This window comes from Curtobacterium sp. MCBA15_004, assembly GCF_001865055.2.
Classification (GTDB): Bacteria; Actinomycetota; Actinomycetes; order Actinomycetales; family Microbacteriaceae; genus Curtobacterium.
The window spans coordinates 1,508,295-1,533,661 of record NZ_CP126266.1 but is presented as its reverse complement, the minus strand read 5'-3'; the positions used below and the strand labels follow the sequence as shown (position 1 = coordinate 1,533,661).

Here is a 25,367-nt window from a genome sequence, read left to right as displayed (position 1 = left end):
TAGCGTTCTCCACATGTCCGACACCGCCATCGCCCGCTTCGACGCCGACGCAGCAGCCCGCGGGCTCGACGTCGAGGTCGTCGAACGCCCCGCTGCCGACTCGCTCGAGCAGGCCGCAGCCCTGCTCGGGATCACGCCGGGCGACATCGTCAAGACGCTCGTCGTGAAGCGCCACGACGGCGGGTTCCTGCTCGCGCTCGTCCCCGGCGGCCGCAGCATCGCCTGGAAGAAGCTCCGCACGGTCGTCGGCGTGAACAAGCTCTCGATGCCCGACGCCGCCACCGCGCTCGAGGCGTCCGGCTACGAACGGGGCACCATCACGCCGATCGGTGCGACCGGGGACCTGCCGGTGTACGCCGACGAACGCGTGCTCGGCCGCCGGGTCGCGCTCGGCGCCGGTCGGCACGGCGCGAGCGCCTTCGTCGACGCCGACGCCCTGGTCGCGGCCTACGGTGCGACGGTCGCCGACATCACCGACGAGGAGCCGGTCCGCCAGGGCTGAGCGCGCCCGGCCGACCCGGCAGCACGACCGACCGCGGCCGTCGCTCGGACGGCCGGGCCGGACGCGGTGTCAGTCCGGGACCTCGGCCCAGTCGCCCTCGGCGCCGGGCACGAAGCAGCTGTCGCCCTCGCACACCGGCGCACCGCCGGACGGTACGAGCGTGAGCAGCGCGGGTCGCGCCTCCGCCCCGTCGCCGGCCTGGAGGCGCGCCCCGGCCCCGCCGGCCGCCGTCACGGCCGTCACCGGGTCACCGCCGCGTCCGCTGCCGCGTCGTCCGCGGCACGCTGCTGCTGCTCGGCGATCTCCTCGGGCGTGGTCTCGCGGAGTGCCACGACCTGCCGGAGCACCTGCTCGAACGCCTGCGGGTCCTGCGCCCCGGAGACGCCGTACTTGCCGTCGACGACGAAGAACGGCACCCCGTTGATGCCGTAGGCGCGGGCCTGTTCCTGGTCCGCGCGCACCGCGGCGAGCTGGGCGTCGTCGCGCAGGGTCGCCAGGACCTCGTCGCGGTCCAACCCGATCGACGCGCCGAGGTCGGCCAGCGACTCGTCCTGCCCGACGTGCTCGCCGCGCTCGAAGTAGGCGGTGAACAGGCGCTCGACCATCTCGAGCTGCTTGCCGTGCTGCTTCGCGAGGTGGATGACCTGGTGCGCCTTCACGGTGTTCGTGTGGTGCATCCGCTCGAAGTCGTACGACAGCCCGACCGAAGCGGCGATGCCGGCGACGTGGTCGAGCATCTGCTGGGCCTGCTCGACGGGCATGCCCTTGTGGCCGGACAGGAACTCGGCCTCGGTGCCCTCGAAGTCGACGGGGGTGTCCGGGCTCAGCTCGAAGGAGTGGTACTCGACCTCGACCGCGGGGGTGTCGTCGGACGCATCGAACGCGGCGACGCCGGCCTCGAACTTCCGCTTGCCGATGTAGCACCAGGGGCAGGCGATGTCAGACCAGACGTCCACCTTCACAGGAGTGTTCACGCCGACGACAACGCGGCCGCGCCCCGGGCATTCCCGGGGGCACGGCCGCGTGTGTCGGTCGGTGCTGGGCGCCGAGCGGACGCTCCGGTTCGGTGCTGGGCGCCGAGCGGACGCTCCGGTTCGGTGCTACGCGCCGAGCAGACGCTGCGCCAGGTAGCCCTGCAGCTGGTCGAGCGCCACGCGCTCCTGCGCCATGGTGTCTCGCTCGCGCACGGTCACGGCCTTGTCGTCGAGCGTGTCGAAGTCGACCGTGATGCAGAACGGCGTGCCGATCTCGTCGTGGCGACGGTAGCGACGACCGATCGCACCGGCGTCGTCGAAGTCGACGTTCCAGTGCTTGCGGAGGTCGTCGGCCAGGCCGCGCGCGACCGGGGAGAGCTGCTCGTTGCGGGACAGCGGCAGGACCGCGGCCTTGACCGGCGCGAGGCGCGGGTCAAGGCGCAGGACGGTGCGCTTGTCGACGCCGCCCTTCGCGTTCGGGGCCTCGTCCTCGTGGTAGGCGTCGAGCAGGAACGCCATGAGCGCTCGCGTCAGGCCGAACGACGGCTCGATGACGTACGGCACGTACTTCTCGTTCGCGGCCTGGTCGAAGAACCGCAGGTCCTTGCCGGAGGCCTCGATGTGGTTGTTCAGGTCGAAGTCGGTGCGGTTCGCGACGCCCATGAGCTCGCCCCACTCGGAGCCGGCGAACCCGAAGCGGTACTCGATGTCGGCGGTCGCGTCGGAGTAGTGCGCCCGCTCGCCGTCCGGGACGTCGAAGCGTCGCAGGTTCTCCGGGTCGATGCCGAGGTCGGTGAAGAACGCGACCGAGTCGGCGATCCACTGCTCGTAGTGCTCCCCGACCGAGGCCGGCGGGACGAAGTACTCGATCTCCATCTGCTCGAACTCACGCGTGCGGAAGATGAAGTTGCCGGGCGTGATCTCGTTGCGGAACGCCTTGCCGACCTGGCCGATGCCGAACGGGGGCTTCATGCGGCTGGTCGTCACGACCTGCGCGAAGTCCACGAAGATGCCCTGCGCGGTCTCCGGGCGGAGGAAGTTCAGGCCCTCCTCGGACTCGACCGGGCCGAGGTAGGTCTTGAGCATCCCGGAGAACTCACGGGGCTCGGTCCACTCGCCGCGGGTGCCGCAGTTCGGGCAGGCGATCTCGGCCATGCCTCCCTCGGGCTGGCGGTCCTTCTTCGCGACGAAGGCCTCGACGAGGTGGTCCTCGCGGAAGCGGTGGTGGCAGTGCAGGCACTCGACGAGCGGGTCGGTGAAGGTCGCGACGTGGCCGGAGGCCTCCCACACCTTGCGGGGCAGGATCACGGCGGAGTCGAGGCCGACCATGTCACCACGGCCGCGGACGAACCGCTGCCACCACTGGCGCTTGATGTTCTCCTTGAGCTCGACACCGAGGGGCCCGTAGTCCCACGCGGAGCGGGATCCACCGTAGATCTCCCCCGACTGGAACACGAAGCCGCGGCCCTTGGCCAGGGCGATGACGCTGTCGAGACGGGAGGACGGTGCCAAGAGGGACTCCTGTGGTCGCCGGACTGGGTGCCCGGTGCGGGAACGGTACCGGGCAAGCGTAGCGGCCCCGCAGGGCGGCGCGGTCGCCGGCACCGCCGGTCGGGACGGGAGGCGCGGCGCGGCTCCGGCATCCACCGCACGGTGACCACGGGGCGGACGGGAGGCGCGGCGCGGGCCCGGCACGCACCGCACGGTGACCACGGGGCGGACGGGAGGCGCGGTGCGGGGCCGCCACGGGCCTCCCGTCCGGTGTCAGCCCGCCGGTCGGACGGCCGCGATCACCTCGGCCACCTCGTCGGCGTCGCGCTCGTCGTTCCAGTGGTGGAACGCGAGCCGGACGCGGCCGGCGCGGCCGGACGCCGTGATGCCGGCGGCACCGAGGGCCGCGAGCTGCGCACCGTCGGCGTCGGGGAACGTCGCGATCGCCCGGCCCTGGCGGGGAGCACCGAGGGCGTCGCAGAGCCGGTCCGTCAGGGACGTCGCGTGCCGCCAGGCCGCGACCGGGTCGAGCGAGGCGACGTGCCGGAGCGCGGCGACCGCGCCGGGCCAGGCCTGCCAGGCCGGCGAGACGTCGAAGCGACGGGCGTCCTCGGCGAGGCGCATGGTCGGGCCGTAGCAGGACGACCACACGTCGGCGCCGGCGTACCAGCCGGCCTGCACCGGTCGGAGCTCGTCGAGCGCGCGGTCCGAGACGGTCATGAAGGCCACGCCCCGCGGCGCGCAGAGCCACTTGTAGGCGTGCGTCACGGTGACGTCGTACGGCGAGGCGTCGACCGGCAGGACACCCGCGGCCTGGGTGAGGTCGCAGAGCGTGCGGGCGCCGACCGCGCGGGCGGCCTCGACGATCGCCGCCGAGGGGGCGAGCGCACCGGTGGCGGACTGCACGTGCGACCACGCGACGAGCGCCGTGCGCTCGTCGACCGCCTCGGGCAGGGTGTCGAGCGGGACGCTGCGGACCCGGACGCCCCGGTGCTCCTGCTGCAGGAAGGGGAAGACGATCGAGCTGAAGTCGCCGTCGGGGACGAGCACCTCGGCGCCGTCGGGCACCGAGGCCGCGACCACGGCGGTCATCGCCGAGGCCTGGGAGCCCGTCGCGACCCGGTCGGCCCCGACGCCGACGAGTCCGGCGAAGAGCGCGCGCCCCTCCTCGACGAGGTCGCCGTACGCCGCGGGACCGGTCTCGGCCCGGGACCATGCGTCGAGGTCGGCGCGCATCGCCCGGAGCGTCCCGTGGGTCGGGAGGCCGGCCGTGCAGGCGGCGAGGTACCGGCGACCGTCGACGAAGGAGTCCATGCTCCGAGGATCGGTCCGCCGACGTCATCACACCAGACCAGGTTCCTTGTCGGTCCCATACGATGACGTGATGACCGTCGACCCTCATCTGCTCCGCGTCCTGCACGCCGTCGGTCGCACCGGGTCGATCACCGGGGCCGCGGCCGAACTCGGGTACAGCCAACCGGCGCTCAGCCAGCTGCTCGGCCGTGCGGAGCGGCGGCTCGGGCAGACCCTCGTGCTGCGCGCCGGCGGACGCGCAGCCGTGCTCACCGAGGCCGGGCGGATCCTCGCCGCGCACGCCCTGCACGTCGACGCCGCCCTCGCCGCGGCGCAGGAGGACCTCGACGCCGTGGACGGACTCGCACGCGGACGGGTTCGGCTCGCGGGCTTCCCGAGCGCCTCGTCCACGCTCGTGCCGGCCGTGCTCGCGCGGATGGCCGCAGAGACCCCGGGGATCGCCACCTCGTACGTCGAAGCGGAGCCGCCCGAGGCACTCGACCTGCTGCGGGCGGGGCACGTCGACGTGGCGCTGACCTTCACGCACGACGGGGACGCCGTCGTGCCGGACCCCGCGCTGCAGGTGCACGGGCTCGGGCAGGACCCGCTCGTGCTCGTGCGCTACCGGGCCGCCGGGGACGGGGACGGGGACGGGGACGGGGACGGGGACGGTGCCGGTGCCGGTGCCGGTGCCGGTGACGGTGACAGTGCCGCCGGTGCCGGTGCCGGTGCCGGTGACGGTGCCGCCGGTGCCGGTGCCGGTGCCGGCCTCGTCGACCTGGCGGGTCTGCGCGAGGAACGCTGGATCGGCGGCTGCCCACGCTGCCGCGGGCACCTGCTCGCCTCGTGCGCCGCCGCGGGGTTCTCGCCGGACATCGTCCTCGAGACCGACAACGCCGCGGCCGTCGTCGGCATGGTCGCCGCCGGGCTGGGCGTCGCGCTCCTGCCCCGGCTCGCCCTCGCGACGACCGTCGTCCCCGCGACCGTCGAGGTCCGCGCGGTCGACCCGGACCTGGCCCGGCGGGTCGAGGTCGTCGTCGCCCGCGGTGCGGAGCGGGTGCCGAGCACCGCGGTCGCGATCGCCGCTGCCCGGGCCGCCGCCGGCGTGCTCGGCTGACGCGGGGGACGTCCGGGTCCCCGGACGGTCAGGCGGTCGGGGTGTCCACCGCGCCGCCGTAGCGCCGGTCGCGGCTCGCGTACTCCTCGATCGCTCCCCACAGGTCGGTGCGCCGGAAGTCCGGCCAGAGCCGGTCGAGGAACACCATCTCGGCGTACGCCGACTGCCACAGCATGAAGTTCGACGTCCGCTGCTCCCCCGAGCTCCGGAGGAACAGGTCCACGTCGGGCAGCTCGGGCACGTAGAGCCGCTTCGCCAGGGTCTTCTCGGTCACCTGGTTCGGCTTCAGCCGACCGGCGGCGACGTCCTCGGCCATGCCCCGGACCGCGTCGACGATCTCGTTCCGACCGCCGTAGTTGACGCACATCGTCAGGGTGCACACGTCGTTGTCGGCGGTCAACCGCTCGGCGGTCTGCAGTTCGTCGATGACCGACCGCCACAGCCGGGGCCGTCGGCCGGCCCACCGCACGCGGACGCCCCACGCGTGCAGCTGGTCGCGGCGACGGTGGATCACGTCGCGGTTGAAGCCCATCAGGAAGCGGACCTCCTCGGGTGAGCGCTTCCAGTTCTCGGTCGAGAAGGCGTAGGCCGACACGTGCTTGACACCGATCTGGATCGCCCCGGCGACGACGTCGAGCAGCGACGCCTCGCCCGCCTTGTGCCCCTCGACGCGTGTGAGTCCGCGCTGGTTCGCCCACCGGCCGTTACCGTCCATCACGATCGCGACGTGCTCGGGCACGAACTGTGCCGGGATCGCGGGCGGCTGCTCCCCCGTCCAGTCGACGGGCTTCATCACCACGGGCTCGGCGGACCGGCGAGGGCTCATGCAGGGGCTCCTTCGGGATCGGACTGGAGGGGCACGGCGGGCGCCGGGGTCGCGGCCACCGCTGCCGGGACACCTCCGGGCGTCGGGGCGAGCGGCGCGGGGTGCTCCGTCCGGTCGACGTGCGGCAACGACCGCAGCGATCGTTCCAGGTGCCACTGGGCGTACGCCGCCACCACGCCGGAGGCACGGGAGCGCGTCCGCTCGTCCGAGGCGTCCACCGTCGCCCAGTCCCCCGCGAGCAGGGCGCCGAGCAGGCCGAGCGTGTCGGTGTCGAGCCGCGGGGTCCCGGGCGGTGCCGCACGGTCGGCGACGACCCCGCCGAGCTGTACGACGAACGCCGTGTGCGGACCGGGCTCGCCCGTGACCGCGCAGTCCCCGAAGGACGGTGCCCAGCCCGCGATGCTCATCGCGCGGAGCAGGTAGGAGTCGAGGGTGGCGCTCGTCACGTGCTCCCGACGGGACAGCGAGCGCAGCGCACCGACGAGCAGGAGGTACTGCTGCAGCCCGGCGTCCGCCTCGCTCAACCGGTCGGCGGTCTCGACCATGGCGCTCGCGGCCGTGTACGCGCCGTAGTCCGCGACGATCTGCGCGCCGTACGACCCGAGCGACTCCGCCTGCGTGACGATGTCGAGCGACCGTCCCTCGTAGAACTGCGCGTCGACGACCATGAAGGGTTCGAGGCGGGAGCCGAACTTCGAGGCGGTCCGGCGGACGCCCTTCGCCACGGCACGGATCTTGCCGTGCTGGCGGGACAGCATCGTCACGATGCGGTCGGCCTCGCCGAGCTTGTGGGTGCGCAGCACGACGCACTCGTCCCGGTACAGCGGCATCGCACCAGTATCCCCCGGGCCGCCGACACCGCCGACTGCCGCAGGGTCGTCAGTGCCGGTGCCGGTGCCGGTGCCGATGGGCGGTGCCGGTGCCGGTGGGCGGTGCCGGTGCCGGCGCCGGCGCCAGTGCCAGTGCCAGTGCCAGTGCCAGTGCCAGTGCCAGTGCTGGGATCCGCGCCGACGGTCCGAGCCGAGCGGGCAGGACACGCCGTGCGCGTCCCACCCAACGAGCGGAACACGTCGCCGGAAGGCACCGAACGTGCCACATCTCGCCCGCTCGACGCCGATCCGCGCCCGGCGCCGTCGGTCCGCTCCCCGCGCCGTCCGCCGGCCCGAGCGGGCAGGACTCGCCGTACGCGGCCCACCCAACGTGCGGAACACGTCGCCGGAAGACACCGAACGTGACACATCTCGCCCACTCGACACCGATCCGCGCCCGGCGCCGTCGGTCCGCTCCCCGCGCCGTCGGCCGGCCCGAGCGGGCAGGACACGCCGTACGCGTCCCACCCCACGAGCGGAACACGTCGCCGGAAGGCACCGAACGTGCCACATCTCGGCCGCTCGACGCCGATCCGTGCCCGGCGCCCGGCGGCGGGCCGGGCGGGCAGGACACGCCGTACGCGGCCCACCCAACGTGCGGAACGCGTCGCCGGAAGGCACCGAACGTGCCACATCTCGCCCGCTCGACCGCGATCCGGGCCGGTGCCGAGCCGCCACCGAACTCGGCGGGGAAGCGGGACAGACGGGAGGCGCGGTGCGGGACGGACCCGCACCGCGCCTCCCGTCCGGTGGTCGCGACCGCGACTAGGCGGAGACGAGCTCCGGAGTGGGCGAGCCGGTCGCCGCCCCCGCGCGCACCGCGCGGTTCACCGCGGACACGATCGCCTTGAGCGACGCCGTCGCGATGTCGGCGTCGATCCCGACACCCCAGAGCCGCGTGCCGTCGACGTCGAGCTCGACGTAGGCCGCGGCCTTCGCGTCGCCCGAGGCGCTCATCGTGTGCTCCGAGTAGTCGTAGAGGGTCACGTCGACGCCCTGGCCGCGCATCACCGTCAGGAACGCGTCGACCGGACCGGTGCCGACGGCGTCCGACGTCACGGAGCCCTCGTCGACGCGCATCGCGACCGAGAGCTTCGTCGTGCCGTCGAAGTCGCTCGACGTGGCGGTCTTCGTGATCTCGTAGCGACCCCACTTGTCCGACTCGTCGTCGGCGGGCAGGTACTCGTCGCGGAACAGGTCCCAGATGCGCTCGGACGAGAACTCGCCACCCTCGGTGTCGGTGCGCTGCTGCACGACGCCCGAGAACTCGATCTGCAGCTTGCGGGGCAGGTCGATCGCGTGGTCGGTCTTGAGCAGGTACGCGACGCCACCCTTGCCGGACTGCGAGTTGACGCGGATGACGGCCTCGTACGACCGCCCGATGTCCTTCGGGTCGACCGGCAGGTACGGGACCGCCCAGGCGATCTCGTCGACGGTCGTGCCGGCAGCCGCGGCCTTCGCCTGCATCGCGTCGAAGCCCTTCTTGATGGCGTCCTGGTGCGAGCCGCTGAACGCCGTGTAGACCAGGTCGCCGGCCCAGGGCTGGCGCTCGGGGACGGGCAGCTGGTTGCAGTACTCGACCGTGCGCTTGACCTGGTCGATGTCGCTGAAGTCGACCTCGGGGTCGATGCCCTGGGTGAACAGGTTCATGCCGAGGGCGACGAGGTCGACGTTGCCGGTCCGCTCCCCGTTGCCGAACAGGCAGCCCTCGATGCGGTCGGCACCGGCCATGTAGCCGAGCTCCGCTGCGGCCACCGCGGTGCCACGGTCGTTGTGCGGGTGCAGCGAGAGGATGACGTCCTCGCGGTGCGCCAGGTTCCGGGACATCCACTCGATCGAGTCGGCGTAGACGTTCGGCGTCGCCATCTCGACCGTGGCGGGCAGGTTGATGATGACCTTGCGCTCCGGGGTCGGCTCGAACACCTCGAGCACGGCGTTGCAGATCTGCACGGCGACCTCGAGTTCGGTGCCCGTGTAGGACTCCGGCGAGTACTCGTAGTAGATCGTGGTGTCGTGCTGCAACCGCGCCTCGGCCGCCTTGCACATGTGCGCCCCGGCCACCGCGATGTCCACCACACCCTGGACGTCGGTGCGGAAGACGACCTCGCGCTGCACGACCGAGGTCGAGTTGTACAGGTGCACGATGGCCTGCTTCGCGCCGTCGATCGCCTCGTACGTGCGGTCGATGAGGTGCTCACGCGCCTGGGTCAGGACCTGGATCGTCACGTCGTCCGGGATGGCGCCGTCGTCGATCAGGCTGCGGACGAAGTCGAAGTCGGTCTGCGAGGCACTCGGGAACCCGACCTCGATCTCCTTGTAGCCCATGCGGACGAGCAGGTCGAACATCGCCCGCTTGCGCTCGGCGTCCATCGGGTCGATCAGGGCCTGGTTGCCGTCGCGCAGGTCGACCGCGCACCACCGAGGTGCCCGGTCGATGCGCTTCGTCGGCCAGGTGCGGTCGGGCAGGTCGACACGGATCTGATCGTGGAACGGGACGTACTTGTGGATCGGCATCCCGGAGGGGCGCTGCGTGTTCTGCATCGTCTGGTCGCTTTCGTCGTCACGCCACGGTGGGCGCTGCACCTGGTCGGTGCTGGTGGGTGGCCACGACGGACTCCGCGACGAGGTGGGCCGAGTGTCAGGCCTCGTCGCGGCAGCGAAGGAGGAGGAGCGCCGAGTACATCGCTGCCACCGTAGCACTGGTACACCAGCACGGTGCAAGTGCGTGACGGTGAGCGGCGGACGCCGCCCGCCCAGCCCTCCGGTGTCCGTCGGGACCGGCGGCGGTCCGCGAGCGGCGTCCGGCGCGACGGCGCGGGTCAGTCGACGGCGAGCGCCTGCGTCGGCGACACGCGGACGGCACGCCGCACCGGCGCCACGGTCGCGACGACCGCGAGGACCAGTGCACCGAGGACGACCGCCCCGACGGTACCGAGCGGCAGGACCGGGGTGACGACGCGACCGATCGACCCGAGCATCGTCTGCCCGCCGACCCATCCGTAGCAGGTGCCGAGCACGAGGCCCGTGACCACCGCAGCCGTGACCATCTGCACGGCCTCGGTCACGATCATCCGGCGGACCTGGGCACCCGTCAGACCGAGCACCCGCAGCAGTCCGAGCTCTCGTCGCCGCTGCATCACGCTCAACGCCAGGGCGTTCACGACACCGACGGCTGCGATCACCGCGGAGAACCCGACGACCACGTCGACCACGGCGTTCACCTGGGCGAAGAAGCCCCGCTGCGCGTCGAGCATCGCGGGCGTCATCGATCCGTCGTCCATCGCGACGAGCTGCTGGGTCAGCACCTGCTCCATGATCCCGAACGCGACGGCGAACGTCACCAGCAGCGTGACGCCGATGACGAGGCCGATCGTGGCGCGCGACGACCGTGCGGGCGCACGCATCGCGTTCCGTCCGGCGAGGAGCACGACCGGGTCCGACGACCCGATCCGACCGATGAGCTGCAGGACGGGCGGCATCACGACGGCAGCGCCGACGCTGATGCCGGCGAAGGACACGAACCCACCGAGCGCCGCCGGGAGGACGGCGGACGGCGACACCGGGCTGAACGCCAAGCCGACCAGCATGAGCAGGACCCCGGCGGCGACCAGCACGATCGCCCACACGGTGCGGGCCTTGCCGGAGCGGACGTCCTCATGGGTGGGTTCGACGTCCTCCGACAGCGCCTGCAGCGGGGTCACGCGGAGCACCCGGCGGGAGCCGGCAGCGAAGGCGCCCCAGGTCGCGAGCACGACGGCGACCGCCGGCAGGACGAGCTCGACCGGGACGAGCGTGTACGTCGTGTCCGGCAGGAAGCCGTTCCCCCGCAGGGCGACGACGAAGAGCGCGGAGAGGCCGGTCCCCACGACGACACCGATCGCCGCGCCGACGACACCGACGAGCAACCCGGTCCGGGTGATCCGTGCCCGGAGCGACGCGCCGGTCGCACCGATGAGCCGTTGCAGCGCCAGGATCCGGGTCTGCCCGGCGATGATCGTGGCGCAGGTGTTGGCCGTGACGACGGCGCCGACGTACAGCGCGATCGCGAGGAACAGCCACCCGAGGACGGACAGGATCGCGCGGATCGCCCCGAGGTCGCCGAACCCGGTCGTGGCGAGCGCCTCGGTGACGATGCCCGGGGCGATCACGAGCGCCGACCCGAAGGTCGTGCCGAGGGCGGCGACGAGGATCGTCGGCGCGAAGGAGCGGAGCCCGCTCACGCTGCGGCCTCCATCCCGAGCATCGTGGCGGAGATCTCGGTGGCCGTCATCGCAGGACGGTCGTCGACGATCCGGCCGTCGGCCAGGAAGAGGATCCGGTCGGCGTTGGCCGCAGCGGTCGGGTCGTGCGTCACCATGACGACGCTCTGCCCCCACTCCTGCACCGCTCCACGCAGGATCGCGAGCACGTCGCGACCGGTGCGCGAGTCGAGTGCGCCCGTCGGTTCGTCGGCGACGACCACCGCGGGACGCGAGGCGAGCGCGCGCGCGATCGCCACGCGCTGCTGCTGTCCGCCGGAGAGCTGGTGGGGGCGGTGCGTCAGCCGGTCGCTCAGTCCCAGCCTGTCGACGAGCCGGTCGATCCAGGCGCGTTCGTCGGCACTGGGAGCCCCGCCGCCGAGCAGGAACGGGAGCCGGATGTTCTCGCCGACGTCGAGCGTCGGCACGAGGTTGAAGGACTGGAACACGAAACCGAGTCGTCGACGCCGGAGTTCGGTGAGCTCGCGGTCGGCGAGCCCGGTGATCTCGACACCGTCGATCTGGATGCGTCCCGACGACACCGCGTCGAGGCCCGCGGCGACGTGCATGAGGGTCGACTTGCCCGAACCGGACGGCCCCATGACCGCCGTGAACTCACCGGCCCCGATGTCCACGCTGACGTCGTCGAGCGCCGTCACGCGCCGGGACGTGTCCCCGTAGTGCTTCGAGACGTGGTCCAGTCTGATGATCGGTTTCTGCGTCGTGGTCATGCACCCAGGATCGCGACCGGGAGGCCCGTCCCGCGTCGGCCCGACGGCTCCTGTGGATGGTCCGCTCGGCTCGGTCTGGTGTGCAGGAGTCATCCGATCGGAGGACCGACCGTCCGTCAGCCGGGCAGCCGGGCAGCCGGGCAGCCGGGCAGCCGGGCAGCCGGCAGCCGGCAGCCGATCTGCGCGGGGACACCTCGGACCGTCGGCCCGCCGTCCGTCCGGCCCGTCGCCCGGTCAGTCGGCCTTCGGCACCAGACCGTGCTCGTGGGCGAACACGACGAGCCGGACGCGGTCCCGCAGGTCGAGCTTCGTGAGCACCCGCGAGATGTGCGTCTTGACCGTCGCCTCGCTCACGTACTCGTGCTGGGCGATCTCGCTGTTGCTGAACCCCCGTGCCGCGAGGTCGAAGATCTCCCGCTCGCGCGGCGTCAGCTCCGCGAAGGCAGCCGGGACCGGGACCGCGTGGGCGGTGGGGTCCTCGTACCGTCGCAGGAGCTCCCGGGTCGCCGACGCGGCGAACACCGCGGTACCGGCGTGCACGGTCCGGACGGCCGCGAGGAGGAACTCCGGGTCCGCGTCCTTGAGCACGAAGCCACTCGCGCCGGCCCGGATCGCCTTCGCGGCCGCCTCGTCGAAGTCGAAGGTGGTGAGCACGAGCACCTTGGTCGCGTCGGCGCCGCCCTGTTCGACGATCTGCGCGGTCGCGGTGATGCCGTCCATGACCGGCATGCGCACGTCCATGAGCACGACGTCCGCGCGGGAGCGCCGGACGAGTTCGACACCCTCCGCGCCGTCACCGGCCTCGCCGACGAACTGCAGGTCGGGCTGCGAGTCGATGAGCATGCGGATCCCGGTGCGGAACAACGCCTGGTCGTCGACGAGTGCGACCCGGATGCGGGCGGTCGGCGGGGTGGAGGTCATCGGCGGGTGTGCTCCTGCTCGGTCGGGGTGATGCGTCCGCGCGGCACCTGGCCGCTCGCGGGGACCGTCGGCATCCGGACGGCCACGGTGAAGTCGTCGCCACGGGGGCCGGCGGTCATCGAGCCGCCGGTCATCACGGCGCGCTCGCGCATGCCGACGAGTCCGTGCCCGGTGCCCGGGCCGCTCGCGCCGTCCTGCGCGCGGCGGTTGACGACGGTGATCTCGACGGTGTCCGGACGGTAGGTCAGGGCGGCGTGCACGGGCGCGCCCGGCTCGCCGTGCTTCCACGCGTTCGTCAGGCTCTCCTGGATGATCCGGTACACCGCGAGCTGGGTCGTGGTGGGCAACCCGGCCGGGTCACCCTCACGGTCGACGCGCACGTCGAGTCCGACGTCGCGCATGCTCGTGACCAGCTGGTCGAGGTCGTCGATCGCCGGCATCGGCGCGGTCCCCTGCTCGTGCCGCAGGGCGCCGAGCAGCTCGCGGACGTCGCCCAGTGCACTCCGTGCGGTGCTCGAGATCGTGCTGAGGGCCTGGTCGGCGATCGCGGGGTCGGCCTTCAGGGCGTACCGGGCACCGTCTGCCTGGGCGATGACGACCGCGAGCGAGTGGGCCACGATGTCGTGCATGTCGCGGGCGATGCGGACGCGTTCCTGCTCGACGGCGACGGCACGGTCGGCGCGAGCGGCATCGCGCTCGGCGAGGAGGAGCGCCTCGCGGCTCATGCTGGCTGCCTGTCGCGCGCGCCGGACGAGCCCCGCGAGCCACGGCAGGAGCAGCACGAGCAGGACCGCCGCGAACACGCCGAGGACCAGCTGGAGCTCCTGCCCGGGGAGCCGCGCGTCGCGACCCGAGTCCTCCAACGTCCGCAGGTCCTGGAGCGCGGTGTAGCCCGCTGCGATGAACGAACCGCTGATCGCCGAGACCAGGCCCGCGAGGCGGACACGTCGGCTCCCGTAGGCGCTCGTCGTGTACGTGACGCCCCCGATCAGGGCGTTGAGCGGGTCGGGCGGTTGCCAGGTCACGAGTTGCAGGACCGCGACCGCCCAGGCGACGGCCAGCGCGAGGCCCGGCGCGAGTCGCCGGAGCGCCAGGGCACTGCTCAGCCCGACGATGACCAGGGTCGAGACGGCGTCGGGCCACCCGTCGCTCCTGGTCACCAGGAAGAACGCACCGATGACCGCCGCCACCACCACGTCGGTGGCGATCTGCGCGCGGAGCATGGGGCGGAACACCACCCCACGGTACGTCCCGGACGGTCGCGACGCGTCCATCCCGCGGATGACCCGTCGCGGTCGACCGGCACCGTCACGACCGCCGGCCGGTGCGCCCTCCGGTGTCGAGCCGACGGTGGTCGACCCGCGGGCCGTCAGAACCCGAGGCGACCGAGCTGCTTCGGGTCGCGCTGCCACTCCTTGGCGACCTTGACCCGGATGTTCAGGTACACGTGGCGGCCGCCGAGCAGCGCCTCGATCTCGGTCCGGGCACGCGACCCGACGTCCTTCAGCCGCTCGCCGCCACGACCGATGACGATCGCCTTCTGGCTGTCGCGCTCGACGAACAGGTTGGCGAAGATGCGGAGCGGTCCGTCCGGGTCGTCGTCCTCGTCCGGTTCGACGACGTCCTCGATGACGACCGCGAGCGAGTGCGGGAGTTCGTCGCGGACGCCCTCGAGCGCGGCCTCGCGGATCAGCTCGCCGATGCGTTCCTCGTCGGTCTCCTCGGTCACCGTGGTCGAGTCGTACAGCTGGGGCGACTCCGGCAGCAGTGACGTGATCTCGCCGAGCAGGGCCTCGAGCTGCAGGCCCTCGGTACCCGACGTCGGCACGATGGCGTCCCACTCGCGCAGCCGGGACACCGCGAGCAGCTGTTCGCCGACGCGGTCCTTCGGGGTGCGGTCGATCTTCGTGACGATCGCGACCTTCTTCGCGCGCGGGTACTGGTCGAGCGACTCGTTGATCCAGCGGTCCCCGGGGCCGATCGGCTCGTTCGCGGGGACGCAGAACCCGATGACGTCGACGTCGCCGAGGGTCGACTGCACGAGGTCGTTCAGCCGTTCGCCGAGCAGCGTCCGGGGACGGTGCACACCCGGGGTGTCGACGATGATGACCTGGCCGTCGGGCCGGTGCACGATGCCGCGGATCGCGCGGCGGGTCGTCTGCGGCTTCGAGGACGTGATGGCGACCTTCTCGCCGACCAGGGCGTTCGTCAGCGTGGACTTGCCCACGTTCGGTCGGCCGACGAAGGACACGAACCCGGCGCGGTACGGCCGCTCGGGTGCGTTCGGTTCGGTGTCGGTCATGCGTTCGTTCCCGTCGTGGTCGGAGTCGTGACGTCGAGAGCGTCCTCGGCGTCGTGCAGTGCGGCGGTGCGTTCGGCGAGGACCGTGAGCAGGTGTCGCCGTTTGCCCTCGACCCGGTCGGCGGTCAGCACGATGCCGGACACGGTGACCTGTTCGCCGCGCACCGGGAGCCGACCGAGTTCCTTGGTGAGCAGTCCACCGGCGGTGTCGACGTCGTCGTCGTCGAGCTCGACGCCGAACAGGTCGCCGAGTTCGTCGATCGGGAGTCGGGCCGAGACCCGCCAGGTGCCGGGGGTGAGCTCGGTGCGGTCGACCACGGCGCGGTCGTACTCGTCCGAGATGTCCCCGACGAGCTCCTCGATGAGGTCCTCCATCGTGACCAGGCCCGCGACGCCGCCGTACTCGTCGACCACGAGCACCAGGTGGTTCTTGGCGACCTGCATGTGGCGCAACGTGTCGTCGGCGTGCTTCGAGTCGGGCACGAACTCGGCCGGCCGCAGGAGACCGGTCACCGGCTCCTGACCGGCACCCGGACGCTCGTAGAGGGCACGGGACACGTCGCGCAGGTAGAGCACGCCGAGCACGTCGTCGCTGTCCTTGCCCGTGACGGGCATGCGGGAGACCCCCGCGACCAGGAACTGCTCCATGCCCGCGGCGAGCGTGTCGTCGCCGTCCACGGTGAGCATGTCGGTACGGGGCACCATGACCTCGCGCACCAGGGTGTCGCTGAACTCGAACACCGAGTGGATGAGCTCGCGGTCGTCCTGTTCGAGGACGTTGCTCTCGGTGGCCTCGTCGACGAGCGAGAGCAGCTGCTCCTCGCTCGAGACCGTCGAGGCGCTGTCGCCACGGCCCGGCGTCACCCGGTCGCCGATCGCGACCAGGAGCCCGGCGAGCGGGCCGAGCACGATGCGGACCGCCCGGACGAACCCGCCGGTGGTGCCGATGAGCCGTTCGGCGTGCGCCCGACCGACGCTCCGCGGGCTCGAGCCGACGAGCACGAACGACACGGCGGTCATGATCGCCGCGGAGACGACGAGGGCGACCCACCAGGTGTCGAACACGGTGACGAGCGCGATCGTGACGAGCACCGCGGCGGCGGTCTCGGCCAGGACCCGGACGAAGTTGAGTGCGTTGACGTGCGCGCCCACGTCGTCGGCGACGGCCTCGATCGCGCGACGGTGCTTGCTGTCACGCGCGATCTCGTCGAGGTCCGCGCGCGACAGCACGGACAGCGCCGCGTCGGACGCGGCGAGGAGCCCCCCGACCACGACGAGCACGAACGCCACCACGAGCAGGGCGACGACGAGCACCATCAGGTCACCGCCCGCGACGCTGGGCCGCGAAGCCGGACAGGATCTCGCCCTGCAGTCCGAACATCTCGGCCTTCTCGTCGGGCTCGGCGTGGTCGAACCCGAGCAGGTGCAGGATGCCGTGGCACGTGAGCAGGAGCATCTCGTCCGTGGTCGTGTGCCCGGCGGTCTTCGCCTGCTCGGCGGCGACCTGCGGGCAGACCACGATGTCGCCGAGCAGACCGGCCGGCGTCGGGTCGTCCTCGGTGCCCGGGCGGAGCTCGTCCATCGGGAAGCTCAGCACGTCGGTCGGACCGGGTTCGTCCATCCACCGCACGTGCAGCTGCTCCATGGCGCCCTCGTCGACCAGGACGATCGCGAGCTCCGCGTCCGCGTGGACGTGCAGCGCGTCGAGTGCGAAGGCGGCGAGGCGCTGGATGGCTGCCTCGTCGACCTCGACACCGGACTCGTTGTTGAGCTCGATGCTCACCGGGTGCCTCCTCTGGCGTTCTGGTGGCCGGCCTGTTCGGCGAGCCGCTCTTCGTCGTAGACCGTGTACGCGTCGACGATCCGGCCGACGAGCGTGTGGCGGACCACGTCCTCGCTGCCGAGCCGGGCGAAGTGGATGTCGTCGACGTCGCCGAGGATCCGGGTCACGAGTCGGAGTCCGGACAGGTTGCCGGGCAGGTCGACCTGCGTGATGTCGCCCGTGACGACCATCTTCGAGCCGAAGCCGAGGCGGGTCAGGAACATCTTCATCTGCTCGGGCGTGGTGTTCTGCGCCTCGTCGAGGATGACGAACGAGTCGTTCAGCGTCCGACCACGCATGTACGCCAGCGGCGCGACCTCGACGGTGCCGGCGGCGAGGAGCTTCGGGACGAGCTCCGGGTCCATCATCTCGTTCAGCGCGTCGTAGAGCGGGCGCAGGTACGGGTCGATCTTGTCGGTCAGCGTGCCCGGCAGGAAGCCGAGACGCTCGCCGGCCTCGACCGCGGGACGCGTCAGGATGATGCGGTTCACCTCGCGCCGCTGGAGCGCCTGCACGGCCTTGGCCATCGCGAGGTAGGTCTTGCCGGTACCGGCCGGGCCGATGCCGAACGTGATGGTGTGCTGGTCGATCGCGTCGACGTAGGCGCGCTGGCCGTCCGTCTTCGGCCGCACCGACTTGCCGCGGCTCGCGACGATCGGCGTGCCGAACGTGTCGGACGGTTTGCGGTCCTCGTCCAGGATCCGAGCCGAGGTCGGGATGTCGGCCTGGCCGATGTCCTGCCCACGCCGGACCATCCCGACGAGTTCGTCGACGAGCGCGTGCGCCCGGGCGACGTCCCGCTCGGGCCCGGACAGCGTGACCTCGTTGCCCCGGACGAGCACACGGACCGCCGGGTACTGCCGCTCGACGGTCTTCAGCAGGCGGTCCTGCGGTCCGAGGAGCTGGACCATGGCGATCCCGTCCACGTGGATGTCGTCGGTGACGTCCGTGGGGTCGGGCTCGGGGTGGGCGGTCGCGTCAACCGGCAAGGAGATTCCCTTCGTGCAGTTCACCTGCGAGGACGTGCGCGTGCACGTGGAACACGGTCTGGCCGGCGGCTTCGCCGGTGTTGAAGACGAGTCGGAACTGGCCGTCGGCCCGCTCGTCCGCGATGCGCTGCGCGGTGGCGACGACGTGGGCGAGGAGGTCCGGGTCGGCCGCTGCCAGGGCGGCGACGTCGCGGTACTCGGTCTTCGGGATCACGAGCACGTGCACCGGGGCCTGCGGCGCGATGTCCTCGATGGCGATCACGCGGTCGTCCTCGGCGACGACGGTCGCCGGGATCTCGCGCGCGATGATCTTCGAGAAGACGCTCGGGGTGCTGCTCATGTCACCATCGTAGAACCCGCGACCGACGCCGGGCCTTCCCCGAGGGGCTCACCAGCGTCCGAGGCGCGTCTGCAGGACGGCGAGCGCGGCCGGACCGGCCGTGGAGGTCCGCAGCACGGTGTCCCCGAGCCGCACGCGGACCGCGCCCGCGCCCTCGAGCCGGTCGAACTCCGACCCGTCGATGCCGCCCTCGGGTCCGACGACCAGGACGATCTCGTCGACGTCCGCCGGCGGCGCCCAGGCGGACAGTCGCTCGGCGCCGACGGGATCGAGCACGAGCACCACGGTCCGGGTGCCGTCGCCCCCGGCCGGTGCCCCGGCGGCGACGAGTCCGGCCAGCTGCGCGGTCGTCACGGGCGCGTCGACGGCGGGGACACGTGCACGCACGGCCTGCTTCGCCGCCTCGTGTGCGATGGCGGCCCACCGTGCCCGGCCCTTCTCGACCTTCGTGCCCTCCCACCGGGAGACGCTGCGCGCGGCCGACCAGGGCACGATGCGGTCGACGCCGATCTCGGTGGCCGCCTGCACCGCCATCTCGTCGCGGCCACCCTTCGCCAGCGCCTGCACGAGCACGAGCGCCGGACGCGGAGCGGGTTCCTCGGTCCGGGACGCGACGACGACGGTCACGGTGTCACGGCCGACCGCCGACACCGCGCCCGTCACGACGGTGCCGGCACCGTCCGCGATCCGCAGGGTCTCCCCCACCCGGACCCGCGCGACGGTCGCCGCGTGCCGACCCTCGGCGCCGTCGAGCAGCACCTCGGCACCGACCGCGACGTCGTCGAGCGTCCCCGCGTCGACCGTGTAGAGCGAGGCCATCAGAAGTGCAGGAAGCGGTCGCGCAGCTTGCCGAACATGCCCTGCTGGAACCGCGCGAGCTGCGGGCCGCCGGCCTTGCGCGACTTCGCGAGCTGCTCGACGAGCTGGCGTTCCTTGTGCGACAGCTTGGTCGGGGTCACGACCTGCACGCCGACGCGCAGGTCACCGCGGCCGTTGCCCCGGAGCTTGGTGACGCCGCGGTCCTTCACGACGAGCACGTCGGCGCTCTGCACGCCGGGGCGCAGCTCGAGCTCGACCGGGCCGTCGAGGCCGTCGATGGTCGTCGTCGTGCCGAGGATCGCGTCGGTCATCTGGACCTCGAGCGTCGCGAGCAGGTCGTCGCCGTCGCGGCTGAACACGTCGTGGTGCCGGACCTTGACCTCGAGGTACAGGTCACCGGCGGGACCGCCGGCCTGCCCGACCTCGCCCTGGCCCGGCATCTGCAGGCGCAGCCCGGTCTCGACCCCGGCGGGCACGTCGACGGGGATGGTGCGGCGGGCACGGACGCGTCCCTGGCCCTGACACGTCGGGCAGGGGCTCGGGATGACGGTGCCGTACCCGCGGCACGTACCGCAGGGTGCGCTCGTGACGACGTTGCCGAGCAGCGAGCGGACCTGGCGCTGGATGTGCCCGGAGCCGCCGCAGATGTCGCACGTGCGCGGGCTCGTGCCCGGGGCGCAGCACGACCCGTTGCAGGTCTCGCAGAGCACGGCGGTGTCGACCTCGACGTCCTTGTGGGTGCCGAAGACGACCTCGTCGAGGTCGACCTCGATGCGGAGCAGGGCGTCCTGGCCGCGCTCGGCACGACTGCGCGGGCCGTTGCCGCGTCCGCCACCACCGCCGCCACCGAAGAAGGCGTCGAAGATGTCGCTGAACCCGCCGGCTCCCCCGCCGAACGGGCTGTCGGCCTGAGGGCCGGCGTCGTAGCGCCGGCGCTGCTCGGGGTCGCTCAGCACGTCGTACGCGTGCGTGACGTCCTTGAAGCGCTCGGCCGCGTCGGGACTCGGGTTCACGTCCGGGTGGAGCTCACGCGCCAGGCGGCGGTAGGCCTTCTTGATGTCGGCATCGGAGGCGTCCTGCTGGACGCCGAGGACGTCGTAGTGGTCTGCCACGTATCCCTCAGTCGGTCGGAGTCGGTCGGTTCGGTCTGGTGGGCGCCGCCGGGACGGCGGCACCGGCTCGGTGCGGCTGGCGCCGCGCCGGTGGTCGGTCTGGAGGCGCGGTGCCCGTCAGCGGGGCACCGCGCCCGGGTGGGGCGCGGCGGGGCTCAATGTTCGCCCAGCAGCTTGGACAGGTACCGTGCGACGGCGCGCACGGCGGCCATGTTCGTGCCGTAGTCCATCCGGGTCGGGCCGAGCACGCCGAGGCGCGCGACCTCGCCCCCGGCGAGGTACCCGCCGGCGACGACGCTCGTCGCGTCGAGCCCGTACTCGGCGTTCTCGACGCCGATGCTCGCGGCGACGGCGACGTCGTCCACCTGCATCTCGCCGAACAACCGCAGCAGGGTCACCTGTTCCTCGATCGCCTCGAGCACGGGGAACAGGCCACCGGAGAAGTCCCGTTCGCTCTTGGCGAGGTTGGCCGCGCCGGCCATCACGAGGCGGTCCTGCCGGTTCGCCGCGACCTGCTCGATGAGCGTCGCGACGACGACGCCGCCGAGCGCCTGGACGTCCGGCCGGAGCTGCTGCGGCACCTCGCGCAGCGCGCGGGCCACGTCCTGCAGGAGCAGGCCGACGGAGGCACCGTTCAGGACGGAGCGGAGCTCGCCGAGCGCGGCTTCGTCGAGCGGGACGTCGGTCTCGACGACGCGCTGCTCGACCCGCGCGGTGTCCGTGATGAGCACGACCATGAGCCGGGTGTCGCCCAGTCGGACCAGCTCGACGTGCTGCACGCGTGCGCGGACCATCGACGGGTACTGGACGAGGGCGACCTGGTTCGTGAGCTGGCTGAGCAGGCGGACGGTCCGCCCGAGGACCTCGTCGAGGTCGTTCGGGGTGCCGAGGAAGGTCTCGATCGCGTGGCGCTGGGCCGAGGACAACGGTCGGGCCGCGGCGAGGTGGTCGACGAAGACCCGGTACCCCTTGTCGGTCGGCACCCGACCGGACGAGGTGTGCGGGGCCGCGATGAGCTGCTCGTCCTCGAGCAGGGCCATGTCGTTGCGGATCGTGGCGGCACTGACCCCGAACGCGTGGCGGTCCACGATCGACTTCGAGCCGACGGGTTCGCGCGACGCGACGTAGTCCCGCACGATCGCCTTGAGGACCTCGAGGGAGCGTTCGCTGACCATCCGGACCCCTTCCGTTCGATGCTGGCACTCGGACGTCTCGACTGCTGATCCTACGCCCGACCGCCGACGGACCGGGACCGGGAGCGTCCCTCCCGCTACGCTCTGGCCATGAGCTACGGACAGCAGCCCGGCGGCCCCCAGTCCCCCGGAGGACCGCAGTACCCCGGCGGGTACACCCCGCCGCAGCAGATGTCGCCGGAGGACCAGCGCCTTTGGGCGACCCTCACGCACATCGGCGGCGTCTTCTTCTCGTTCGTCGTGCCGCTCGTCGCGTACCTCGTGCTGCGCGACCGTGGCGCGTTCGTCCGCGAGCACACCCGCGTCGCGCTGAACTTCCACATCACGATGGCGATCGTCTACGTCGCCGGGTCGATCCTGTCGATCGTGCTCGTGGGCTTCCTGCTCATCGCCGCCGCCGGCATCGTCACGATCGTCTTCGCGATCCTGGCGGCCGTCGCGGCGAACCGCGGCGAGATGTACAAGTACCCGCTCTCGATCGAGTTCATCAAGCAGTAGTCGCGGCGCGGGCCGGGACGGCCGCGACGAGCGGCCGCCCCGGCCCGCGGCCGTCCCGCCGCGGTGCCGGACCGACGTGCCGACGTGCCGACGTGCGCTCAGTCGAGCAGTTCCCGCACGACGGCGTCGGCGAGCAGGCGACCCTGCAGGGTCAACTCGAGCCGTCCCCGCACCGCGGCCGAGCCGTCCACGAGACCACGCGCGATGAGGCCGGCGACGCGGCCACGGGCCTCCCGGCCGAGCTCTGCCGTCGTCAGTTCGCCGCGCACCCGCGCGGCGAGCAGGACCCGCTCGACGTACCGGGTGTCGTCGGCGAGTGTCTCGCGACCGGCGGCCGGCGACTCCCCCTGCAGCACTCGGGCGGCGTACGCCGCCGGGTGCTTCACGTTCCACCAGCGGGTGCCGGCCACGGCCGAGTGCGCACCCGGGCCGATGCCCCACCAGTCGTGCCCCTTCCAGTAGGACAGGTTGTGCTGGCTCGCGTGCCGGTCCGTCCCGCCGTCCGCGTCGAGCCGGGCCCAGTTCGAGACCTCGTACCAGCCGTACCCGGCATCCGCGAGGACCCGGTCGGCGAGCTCGTACATGTCGGCCGCGAGGTCGTCGTCGGGCGCCGGGAGCTCGCCCCGCGACACCGCGCGACCCATCGCCGTGCCGTCCTCGACGATGAGCGAGTAGGCGGACACGTGGTCCGGCTCGCAGGCGAGCGCGGCGTCGAGCGACGTGCGCCAGTCGTCGAGGGACTCGCCGGGCGTCGAGTAGATGAGGTCGAGGCTCACGTCGAGCCCCTGCTGCTTCGCCAGGTCGACGACGACCGGCACGCGCTCGGGGTCGTGCGTCCGGTCGAGGGTCGCGAGCACCTGCGGCACCGCCGACTGCATGCCGTAGCTCATGCGCGTGAAGCCCGCGCGCTGCAGGGTCGCGATCGCGTCGGCGTCCACCGAGTCCGGGTTCGCCTCGGTCGTGACCTCGGCGCCGGGCAGGATCCCCCAGGTGTCGTCGATCGCGCGCAGGATCATCGCGAGGTCGGACGCGGGCAGCATCGTCGGGGTCCCGCCACCGAAGAACACCGTCGACACCGGGCGCCGCGGGACGCCGGACCGGTCGAGCACCTCGGCCGCCCACCGGACCTCGCGCACGGCGTGGCCGGCGTAGTCGTCACGCCGCACCCCGCGCAGCTCGGACGCCGTGTACGTGTTGAAGTCGCAGTACCCGCAGCGCACCCGGCAGAACGGGACGTGCACGTACACACCGAAGGGGACGTCCCCGGCACCGGCGCCGGGGGTGAGCAGCCCGTCCGCCGGGGCGGGGTCGGCGATCGGGAGAGCACTCGGCATGGGCTCCATTCTCGGCCATGATGGAGGACATGGAGCACCACACCGTCCCCACCACGGTGCTGTGGGACATCGACGGCACCCTCGTCCTGAACGCCGCGTCGCCGGGCAACCTGTACCACCTGGCCCTCGAACGCGCGGTCGGGAGGGACCTCGCCCTGCGCGTCGGGCACCAGCACGGTCGGACCGACGCCGGGCTCATCGCCGAGCACGTCCGGGCCCACGACCTCGACGACGCGCTCATCCCGACCGTCAGCGGCCACCTGCGCGACCTCACCGACGAGCGGTACGGACGGGGCGAACGCCGTTCCCCCGCCCCCGGCGCGATCGCGCTGGTCGCCCGGTTCGCCGAGCTCGGGTGGCGCAACGGCCTGCTGACGGGCAACTCCGAGCACCGCGCCCGGGTCAAGCTCCAGGGCGCCGGGTTCGACCTCGGCGCGTTCGACTGGGAGCACTCGTACTTCGGCGACACCGAGGTCGAGCGCACCGGGGTCACCGCGGTCGCGGCCGCCGCGCTCAGCGGGACGCGGGCGGCGATCGTCGGCGACACCCCGCGTGACGGCGAGGCAGCCGACGCCGTCGGCATCCCGTTCGTCGCGGTGGCGACGGGCGTCTACGACGTCGATGCCCTCCGGCGCACGGACGCCGTGGCGGTGGCCCGGGACTGCGTGCAGGACGCCGACCTGCTCGAGGAGGCGATCGCGGCGCTGCCGCCGCTGCGCTGACACGGTCGCCGCGTCATCGGTCGCCGCGTCGTCGGTCGTCGGTCGTCGGTCGTCGGTCGCCGCGTCGTCGGTCGCCGCGTCGTCGGTCGCCGCGTCGTCAGTCGCCGCGTCGTCAGTCGCCGCGTCGTCAGTCGCCGCGGAGTGCGACGAGGTACTTCGCCGCCATCGTCCGCTGCTGCCGACGGACGAGCGGTGCCACGAACTGCCACCTCCGGCTGGAGGGCTGCGAGAACTGCCGGATCTGCAGCCACACCGAGCCGTCCGGGGTGCGCTCGACGACGAACGACTCCTCGCCCGAGAGCGGGTGCCCCTCGAGGGTGCCGTAGGCGAAGCCCTTCCGGTCGGGCTCGTCGATGATCGACACGACCCGCACCGGCGCGTGCACCGTCTGGCCGAACGCGTGCATCTCGAGCGTCGCGGTGGTGCCCGCCGTCATAAGCGGCGTGCCGTCGGCGGCGAACTTCTCGACCCGGGGCGTGCCGATCGAGGCCGGCGCGACCGGCACCCCGTGCTCGTCGAACGTCACCGGGTTGTAGCGGACCTCGTCGTCGTCGGGCTGGTCCTCGACGCGGACGCGGATGCCGCTGCGCTCCTGGATCTGCCACGTCAGGGCCTGCGTGACCGCGGTCTCGAAGCGCTGGTCGCCGTGCCCGATCCGGCCGCGGGACTCCGCCGGGGTGAACCCCTCGGGCGGGTAGGTCATGAGGTCCGCCGCCTGCGTCGCGCCGACGGCGCCGTACGTCAGGGAGGTCCGGTAGCTGCCGCGGGAACTCATGCGGCAAGCCTACCCGGGCTCGTCGGCGGGGCCGGTCCGCTGGTCGGTGACCGCGTTCGCGCGGCCGGTCGCGTCGCTGGGCCCGGTGCCCATGTCGGTCGCCGCGCTCGGCGCAGCCGGTTGCGCTCGGCCGCGGGCCCCGGACTGGAGGCACGACACGCGTCCGCAGGGTCGCTACCGTGTGCGCGTGCTCGGTGTCGTCCGGCACGCGGTGCTGCCCGCGACCCCGTGGGTGCTCGGCGCCGCCGCCGTGGCGCTCGGGCTCGGAGCCGCACTCGTCGGTGCGATGCTCGCCGGGACGACGGACTTCGGCACCGCGACGGGATTCGTCCTGCTGCGCACCACGCTCGGCGGCCTGGCGGTCGCGGCGCTCCCGGCCCTGGTGGTCGCCGTCGTCAGGACCGGGCGGACCCGGTCCTGACCCGTCGGGACCAGGGGTACCTGGTCCTGGCCCGTCGGGACCAGGGGCACCCGGTCCTGACCCGTCGGGACCAGGGGTA

The 25,367-nt window shown here is 72.6% G+C and carries 26 protein-coding genes; 5 read left to right on the top strand and 21 right to left on the bottom strand.

Annotated elements, in window-relative coordinates; all coding sequences use genetic code 11:
• The first annotated feature begins 13 nt into the window (after window positions 1–13).
• Window positions 14–502 (top strand): aminoacyl-tRNA deacylase, encoded by a 489-nt coding sequence (locus QOL16_RS07235; RefSeq protein ID WP_071249262.1) that lies wholly within the window; start codon window positions 14–16, stop codon window positions 500–502.
• Window positions 503–571: 69 nt separating this feature from the next.
• Here QOL16_RS07235 and QOL16_RS07230 read toward each other — a convergent pair whose 3' ends face one another.
• From QOL16_RS07230 to QOL16_RS07215, 4 genes are all read right to left on the bottom strand, one after another.
• The gene (locus QOL16_RS07230; RefSeq protein WP_175473108.1) at window positions 572–745 is read right to left on the bottom strand and encodes a hypothetical protein; all 174 of its coding nucleotides are present in this window, start codon (window positions 743–745) and stop codon (window positions 572–574) included.
• Entirely contained in the window at window positions 742–1,476 is a 735-nt protein-coding gene (locus tag QOL16_RS07225; RefSeq protein ID WP_065959522.1) for a DsbA family protein, read from the bottom strand. Before QOL16_RS07225 ends, QOL16_RS07230 begins: the two co-directional genes overlap by 4 nt.
• A gap of 126 nt (window positions 1,477–1,602) precedes the next feature.
• Window positions 1,603–2,988: a glycine--tRNA ligase gene (locus QOL16_RS07220; protein ID WP_065959529.1), complete on the bottom strand. Its 1,386-nt coding sequence runs from the start codon at window positions 2,986–2,988 to the stop codon at window positions 1,603–1,605.
• A gap of 252 nt (window positions 2,989–3,240) precedes the next feature.
• A complete protein-coding gene (locus tag QOL16_RS07215) occupies window positions 3,241–4,281 on the bottom strand; it encodes an aminotransferase class V-fold PLP-dependent enzyme (RefSeq protein ID WP_065959532.1) in 1,041 nt (346 codons plus the stop codon).
• A gap of 70 nt (window positions 4,282–4,351) precedes the next feature.
• Here QOL16_RS07215 and QOL16_RS07210 point away from each other — a divergent pair, with 70 nt between their 5' ends.
• Entirely contained in the window at window positions 4,352–5,377 is a 1,026-nt protein-coding gene (locus QOL16_RS07210; RefSeq protein ID WP_071284901.1) for a LysR substrate-binding domain-containing protein, read from the top strand.
• A gap of 28 nt (window positions 5,378–5,405) precedes the next feature.
• Here the strand turns inward: QOL16_RS07210 and QOL16_RS07205 are convergent, their stop codons facing one another.
• The 15 genes from QOL16_RS07205 to hrcA all read right to left on the bottom strand — a co-directional run bounded on the left by QOL16_RS07205 (window position 5,406) and on the right by hrcA (window position 21,520).
• Window positions 5,406–6,203, bottom strand: a complete 798-nt coding sequence (locus QOL16_RS07205; protein WP_065959536.1) for an isoprenyl transferase — start codon at window positions 6,201–6,203, stop codon at window positions 5,406–5,408.
• Window positions 6,200–7,033: a DNA repair protein RecO gene (gene recO / locus QOL16_RS07200; protein ID WP_065959537.1), complete on the bottom strand. Its 834-nt coding sequence runs from the start codon at window positions 7,031–7,033 to the stop codon at window positions 6,200–6,202. Before recO ends, QOL16_RS07205 begins: the two co-directional genes overlap by 4 nt.
• 804 nt (window positions 7,034–7,837) lie before the next feature.
• The gene (leuA, locus tag QOL16_RS07195; protein WP_071284902.1) at window positions 7,838–9,613 is read right to left on the bottom strand and encodes a 2-isopropylmalate synthase; all 1,776 of its coding nucleotides are present in this window, start codon (window positions 9,611–9,613) and stop codon (window positions 7,838–7,840) included.
• Between the two features lie 278 nt (window positions 9,614–9,891).
• A complete protein-coding gene (locus QOL16_RS07190) occupies window positions 9,892–11,292 on the bottom strand; it encodes an ABC transporter permease (RefSeq protein WP_065959542.1) in 1,401 nt (466 codons plus the stop codon).
• Complete coding sequence (locus tag QOL16_RS07185; RefSeq protein WP_065959543.1) at window positions 11,289–12,041, bottom strand: ABC transporter ATP-binding protein; 753 nt, start codon at window positions 12,039–12,041, stop codon at window positions 11,289–11,291. The genes QOL16_RS07190 and QOL16_RS07185 overlap by 4 nt, the downstream gene beginning before the upstream one ends.
• A 234-nt stretch (window positions 12,042–12,275) precedes the next feature.
• Window positions 12,276–12,962 carry a response regulator transcription factor gene (locus QOL16_RS07180; RefSeq protein WP_065959545.1) on the bottom strand — a complete coding sequence of 229 codons (687 nt, stop codon included), beginning with the start codon at window positions 12,960–12,962 and terminating at the stop codon, window positions 12,276–12,278.
• Window positions 12,959–14,197: a sensor histidine kinase gene (locus tag QOL16_RS07175; protein WP_254780287.1), complete on the bottom strand. Its 1,239-nt coding sequence runs from the start codon at window positions 14,195–14,197 to the stop codon at window positions 12,959–12,961. The genes QOL16_RS07180 and QOL16_RS07175 overlap by 4 nt, the downstream gene beginning before the upstream one ends.
• Window positions 14,198–14,331: 134 nt before the next feature.
• A complete protein-coding gene (gene era, locus QOL16_RS07170; RefSeq protein WP_065959549.1) occupies window positions 14,332–15,264 on the bottom strand; it encodes a GTPase Era in 933 nt (310 codons plus the stop codon).
• Window positions 15,261–16,580 (bottom strand): hemolysin family protein, encoded by a 1,320-nt coding sequence (locus QOL16_RS07165; RefSeq protein ID WP_071247354.1) that lies wholly within the window; start codon window positions 16,578–16,580, stop codon window positions 15,261–15,263. The genes era and QOL16_RS07165 overlap by 4 nt, the downstream gene beginning before the upstream one ends.
• Before the next feature lie 4 nt (window positions 16,581–16,584).
• Window positions 16,585–17,046 (bottom strand): rRNA maturation RNase YbeY, encoded by a 462-nt coding sequence (gene ybeY, locus QOL16_RS07160; RefSeq protein ID WP_065959553.1) that lies wholly within the window; start codon window positions 17,044–17,046, stop codon window positions 16,585–16,587.
• Window positions 17,043–17,996 carry a PhoH family protein gene (locus QOL16_RS07155; protein ID WP_254780291.1) on the bottom strand — a complete coding sequence of 318 codons (954 nt, stop codon included), beginning with the start codon at window positions 17,994–17,996 and terminating at the stop codon, window positions 17,043–17,045. The genes ybeY and QOL16_RS07155 overlap by 4 nt, the downstream gene beginning before the upstream one ends.
• Window positions 17,997–18,063: 67 nt before the next feature.
• Window positions 18,064–18,414 carry an HIT domain-containing protein gene (locus QOL16_RS07150; protein ID WP_065959558.1) on the bottom strand — a complete coding sequence of 117 codons (351 nt, stop codon included), beginning with the start codon at window positions 18,412–18,414 and terminating at the stop codon, window positions 18,064–18,066.
• A gap of 48 nt (window positions 18,415–18,462) precedes the next feature.
• Window positions 18,463–19,233, bottom strand: a complete 771-nt coding sequence (locus tag QOL16_RS07145; protein WP_071284904.1) for a 16S rRNA (uracil(1498)-N(3))-methyltransferase — start codon at window positions 19,231–19,233, stop codon at window positions 18,463–18,465.
• Window positions 19,233–20,345 carry a molecular chaperone DnaJ gene (gene dnaJ / locus QOL16_RS07140; RefSeq protein WP_065959562.1) on the bottom strand — a complete coding sequence of 371 codons (1,113 nt, stop codon included), beginning with the start codon at window positions 20,343–20,345 and terminating at the stop codon, window positions 19,233–19,235. Before dnaJ ends, QOL16_RS07145 begins: the two co-directional genes overlap by 1 nt.
• Before the next feature lie 155 nt (window positions 20,346–20,500).
• Complete coding sequence (hrcA, locus tag QOL16_RS07135) at window positions 20,501–21,520, bottom strand: heat-inducible transcriptional repressor HrcA (protein ID WP_065959565.1); 1,020 nt, start codon at window positions 21,518–21,520, stop codon at window positions 20,501–20,503.
• A gap of 108 nt (window positions 21,521–21,628) precedes the next feature.
• Between hrcA and QOL16_RS07130 the strand changes: the two genes are divergently transcribed.
• Entirely contained in the window at window positions 21,629–22,036 is a 408-nt protein-coding gene (locus QOL16_RS07130; RefSeq protein ID WP_065959566.1) for a DUF4870 domain-containing protein, read from the top strand.
• Window positions 22,037–22,134: 98 nt separating this feature from the next.
• Here QOL16_RS07130 and hemW read toward each other — a convergent pair whose 3' ends face one another.
• Window positions 22,135–23,370, bottom strand: coding sequence for a radical SAM family heme chaperone HemW (gene hemW, locus QOL16_RS07125; protein WP_071284924.1), 1,236 nt, complete (start codon window positions 23,368–23,370; stop codon window positions 22,135–22,137).
• Between the two features lie 29 nt (window positions 23,371–23,399).
• Here hemW and QOL16_RS07120 point away from each other — a divergent pair, with 29 nt between their 5' ends.
• Window positions 23,400–24,092, top strand: a complete 693-nt coding sequence (locus tag QOL16_RS07120) for an HAD family hydrolase (protein WP_083395069.1) — start codon at window positions 23,400–23,402, stop codon at window positions 24,090–24,092.
• Window positions 24,093–24,219: 127 nt separating this feature from the next.
• On the opposite strand, the gene QOL16_RS07115 is transcribed toward QOL16_RS07120, so the two are convergent.
• On the bottom strand, window positions 24,220–24,867 hold the full coding sequence (locus tag QOL16_RS07115; RefSeq protein ID WP_071284905.1) for a DUF1990 family protein: 648 nt from the start codon (window positions 24,865–24,867) through the stop codon (window positions 24,220–24,222).
• Between the two features lie 187 nt (window positions 24,868–25,054).
• Between QOL16_RS07115 and QOL16_RS07110 the strand changes: the two genes are divergently transcribed.
• A complete protein-coding gene (locus QOL16_RS07110; RefSeq protein WP_139266446.1) occupies window positions 25,055–25,288 on the top strand; it encodes a hypothetical protein in 234 nt (77 codons plus the stop codon).
• The last annotated feature ends 79 nt before the right edge of the window (window positions 25,289–25,367 follow it).

What these genes read in the sequence shown, in the direction of transcription:
- QOL16_RS07235 (WP_071249262.1), top strand. Translation starts at nt 14, where the DNA reads ATGTCCGACACCGCCATCGCCCGCTTCGACGCCGACGCAGCAGCCCGC.
- QOL16_RS07215 (WP_065959532.1), bottom strand. Translation starts at nt 4,281, where the DNA reads ATGGACTCCTTCGTCGACGGTCGCCGGTACCTCGCCGCCTGCACGGCC.
- QOL16_RS07210 (WP_071284901.1), top strand. Translation starts at nt 4,352, where the DNA reads ATGACCGTCGACCCTCATCTGCTCCGCGTCCTGCACGCCGTCGGTCGC.
- QOL16_RS07205 (WP_065959536.1), bottom strand. Translation starts at nt 6,203, where the DNA reads ATGAGCCCTCGCCGGTCCGCCGAGCCCGTGGTGATGAAGCCCGTCGAC.
- recO (WP_065959537.1), bottom strand. Translation starts at nt 7,033, where the DNA reads ATGCCGCTGTACCGGGACGAGTGCGTCGTGCTGCGCACCCACAAGCTC.
- leuA (WP_071284902.1), bottom strand. Translation starts at nt 9,613, where the DNA reads ATGCAGAACACGCAGCGCCCCTCCGGGATGCCGATCCACAAGTACGTC.
- QOL16_RS07185 (WP_065959543.1), bottom strand. Translation starts at nt 12,041, where the DNA reads ATGACCACGACGCAGAAACCGATCATCAGACTGGACCACGTCTCGAAG.
- QOL16_RS07180 (WP_065959545.1), bottom strand. Translation starts at nt 12,962, where the DNA reads ATGACCTCCACCCCGCCGACCGCCCGCATCCGGGTCGCACTCGTCGAC.
- era (WP_065959549.1), bottom strand. Translation starts at nt 15,264, where the DNA reads ATGACCGACACCGAACCGAACGCACCCGAGCGGCCGTACCGCGCCGGG.
- QOL16_RS07165 (WP_071247354.1), bottom strand. Translation starts at nt 16,580, where the DNA reads ATGGTGCTCGTCGTCGCCCTGCTCGTGGTGGCGTTCGTGCTCGTCGTG.
- QOL16_RS07155 (WP_254780291.1), bottom strand. Translation starts at nt 17,996, where the DNA reads ATGGTCCAGCTCCTCGGACCGCAGGACCGCCTGCTGAAGACCGTCGAG.
- QOL16_RS07150 (WP_065959558.1), bottom strand. Translation starts at nt 18,414, where the DNA reads ATGAGCAGCACCCCGAGCGTCTTCTCGAAGATCATCGCGCGCGAGATC.
- QOL16_RS07145 (WP_071284904.1), bottom strand. Translation starts at nt 19,233, where the DNA reads ATGGCCTCGCTCTACACGGTCGACGCGGGGACGCTCGACGACGTCGCG.
- hrcA (WP_065959565.1), bottom strand. Translation starts at nt 21,520, where the DNA reads ATGGTCAGCGAACGCTCCCTCGAGGTCCTCAAGGCGATCGTGCGGGAC.
- QOL16_RS07130 (WP_065959566.1), top strand. Translation starts at nt 21,629, where the DNA reads ATGAGCTACGGACAGCAGCCCGGCGGCCCCCAGTCCCCCGGAGGACCG.
- hemW (WP_071284924.1), bottom strand. Translation starts at nt 23,370, where the DNA reads ATGCCGAGTGCTCTCCCGATCGCCGACCCCGCCCCGGCGGACGGGCTG.
- QOL16_RS07120 (WP_083395069.1), top strand. Translation starts at nt 23,400, where the DNA reads ATGGAGCACCACACCGTCCCCACCACGGTGCTGTGGGACATCGACGGC.
- QOL16_RS07115 (WP_071284905.1), bottom strand. Translation starts at nt 24,867, where the DNA reads ATGAGTTCCCGCGGCAGCTACCGGACCTCCCTGACGTACGGCGCCGTC.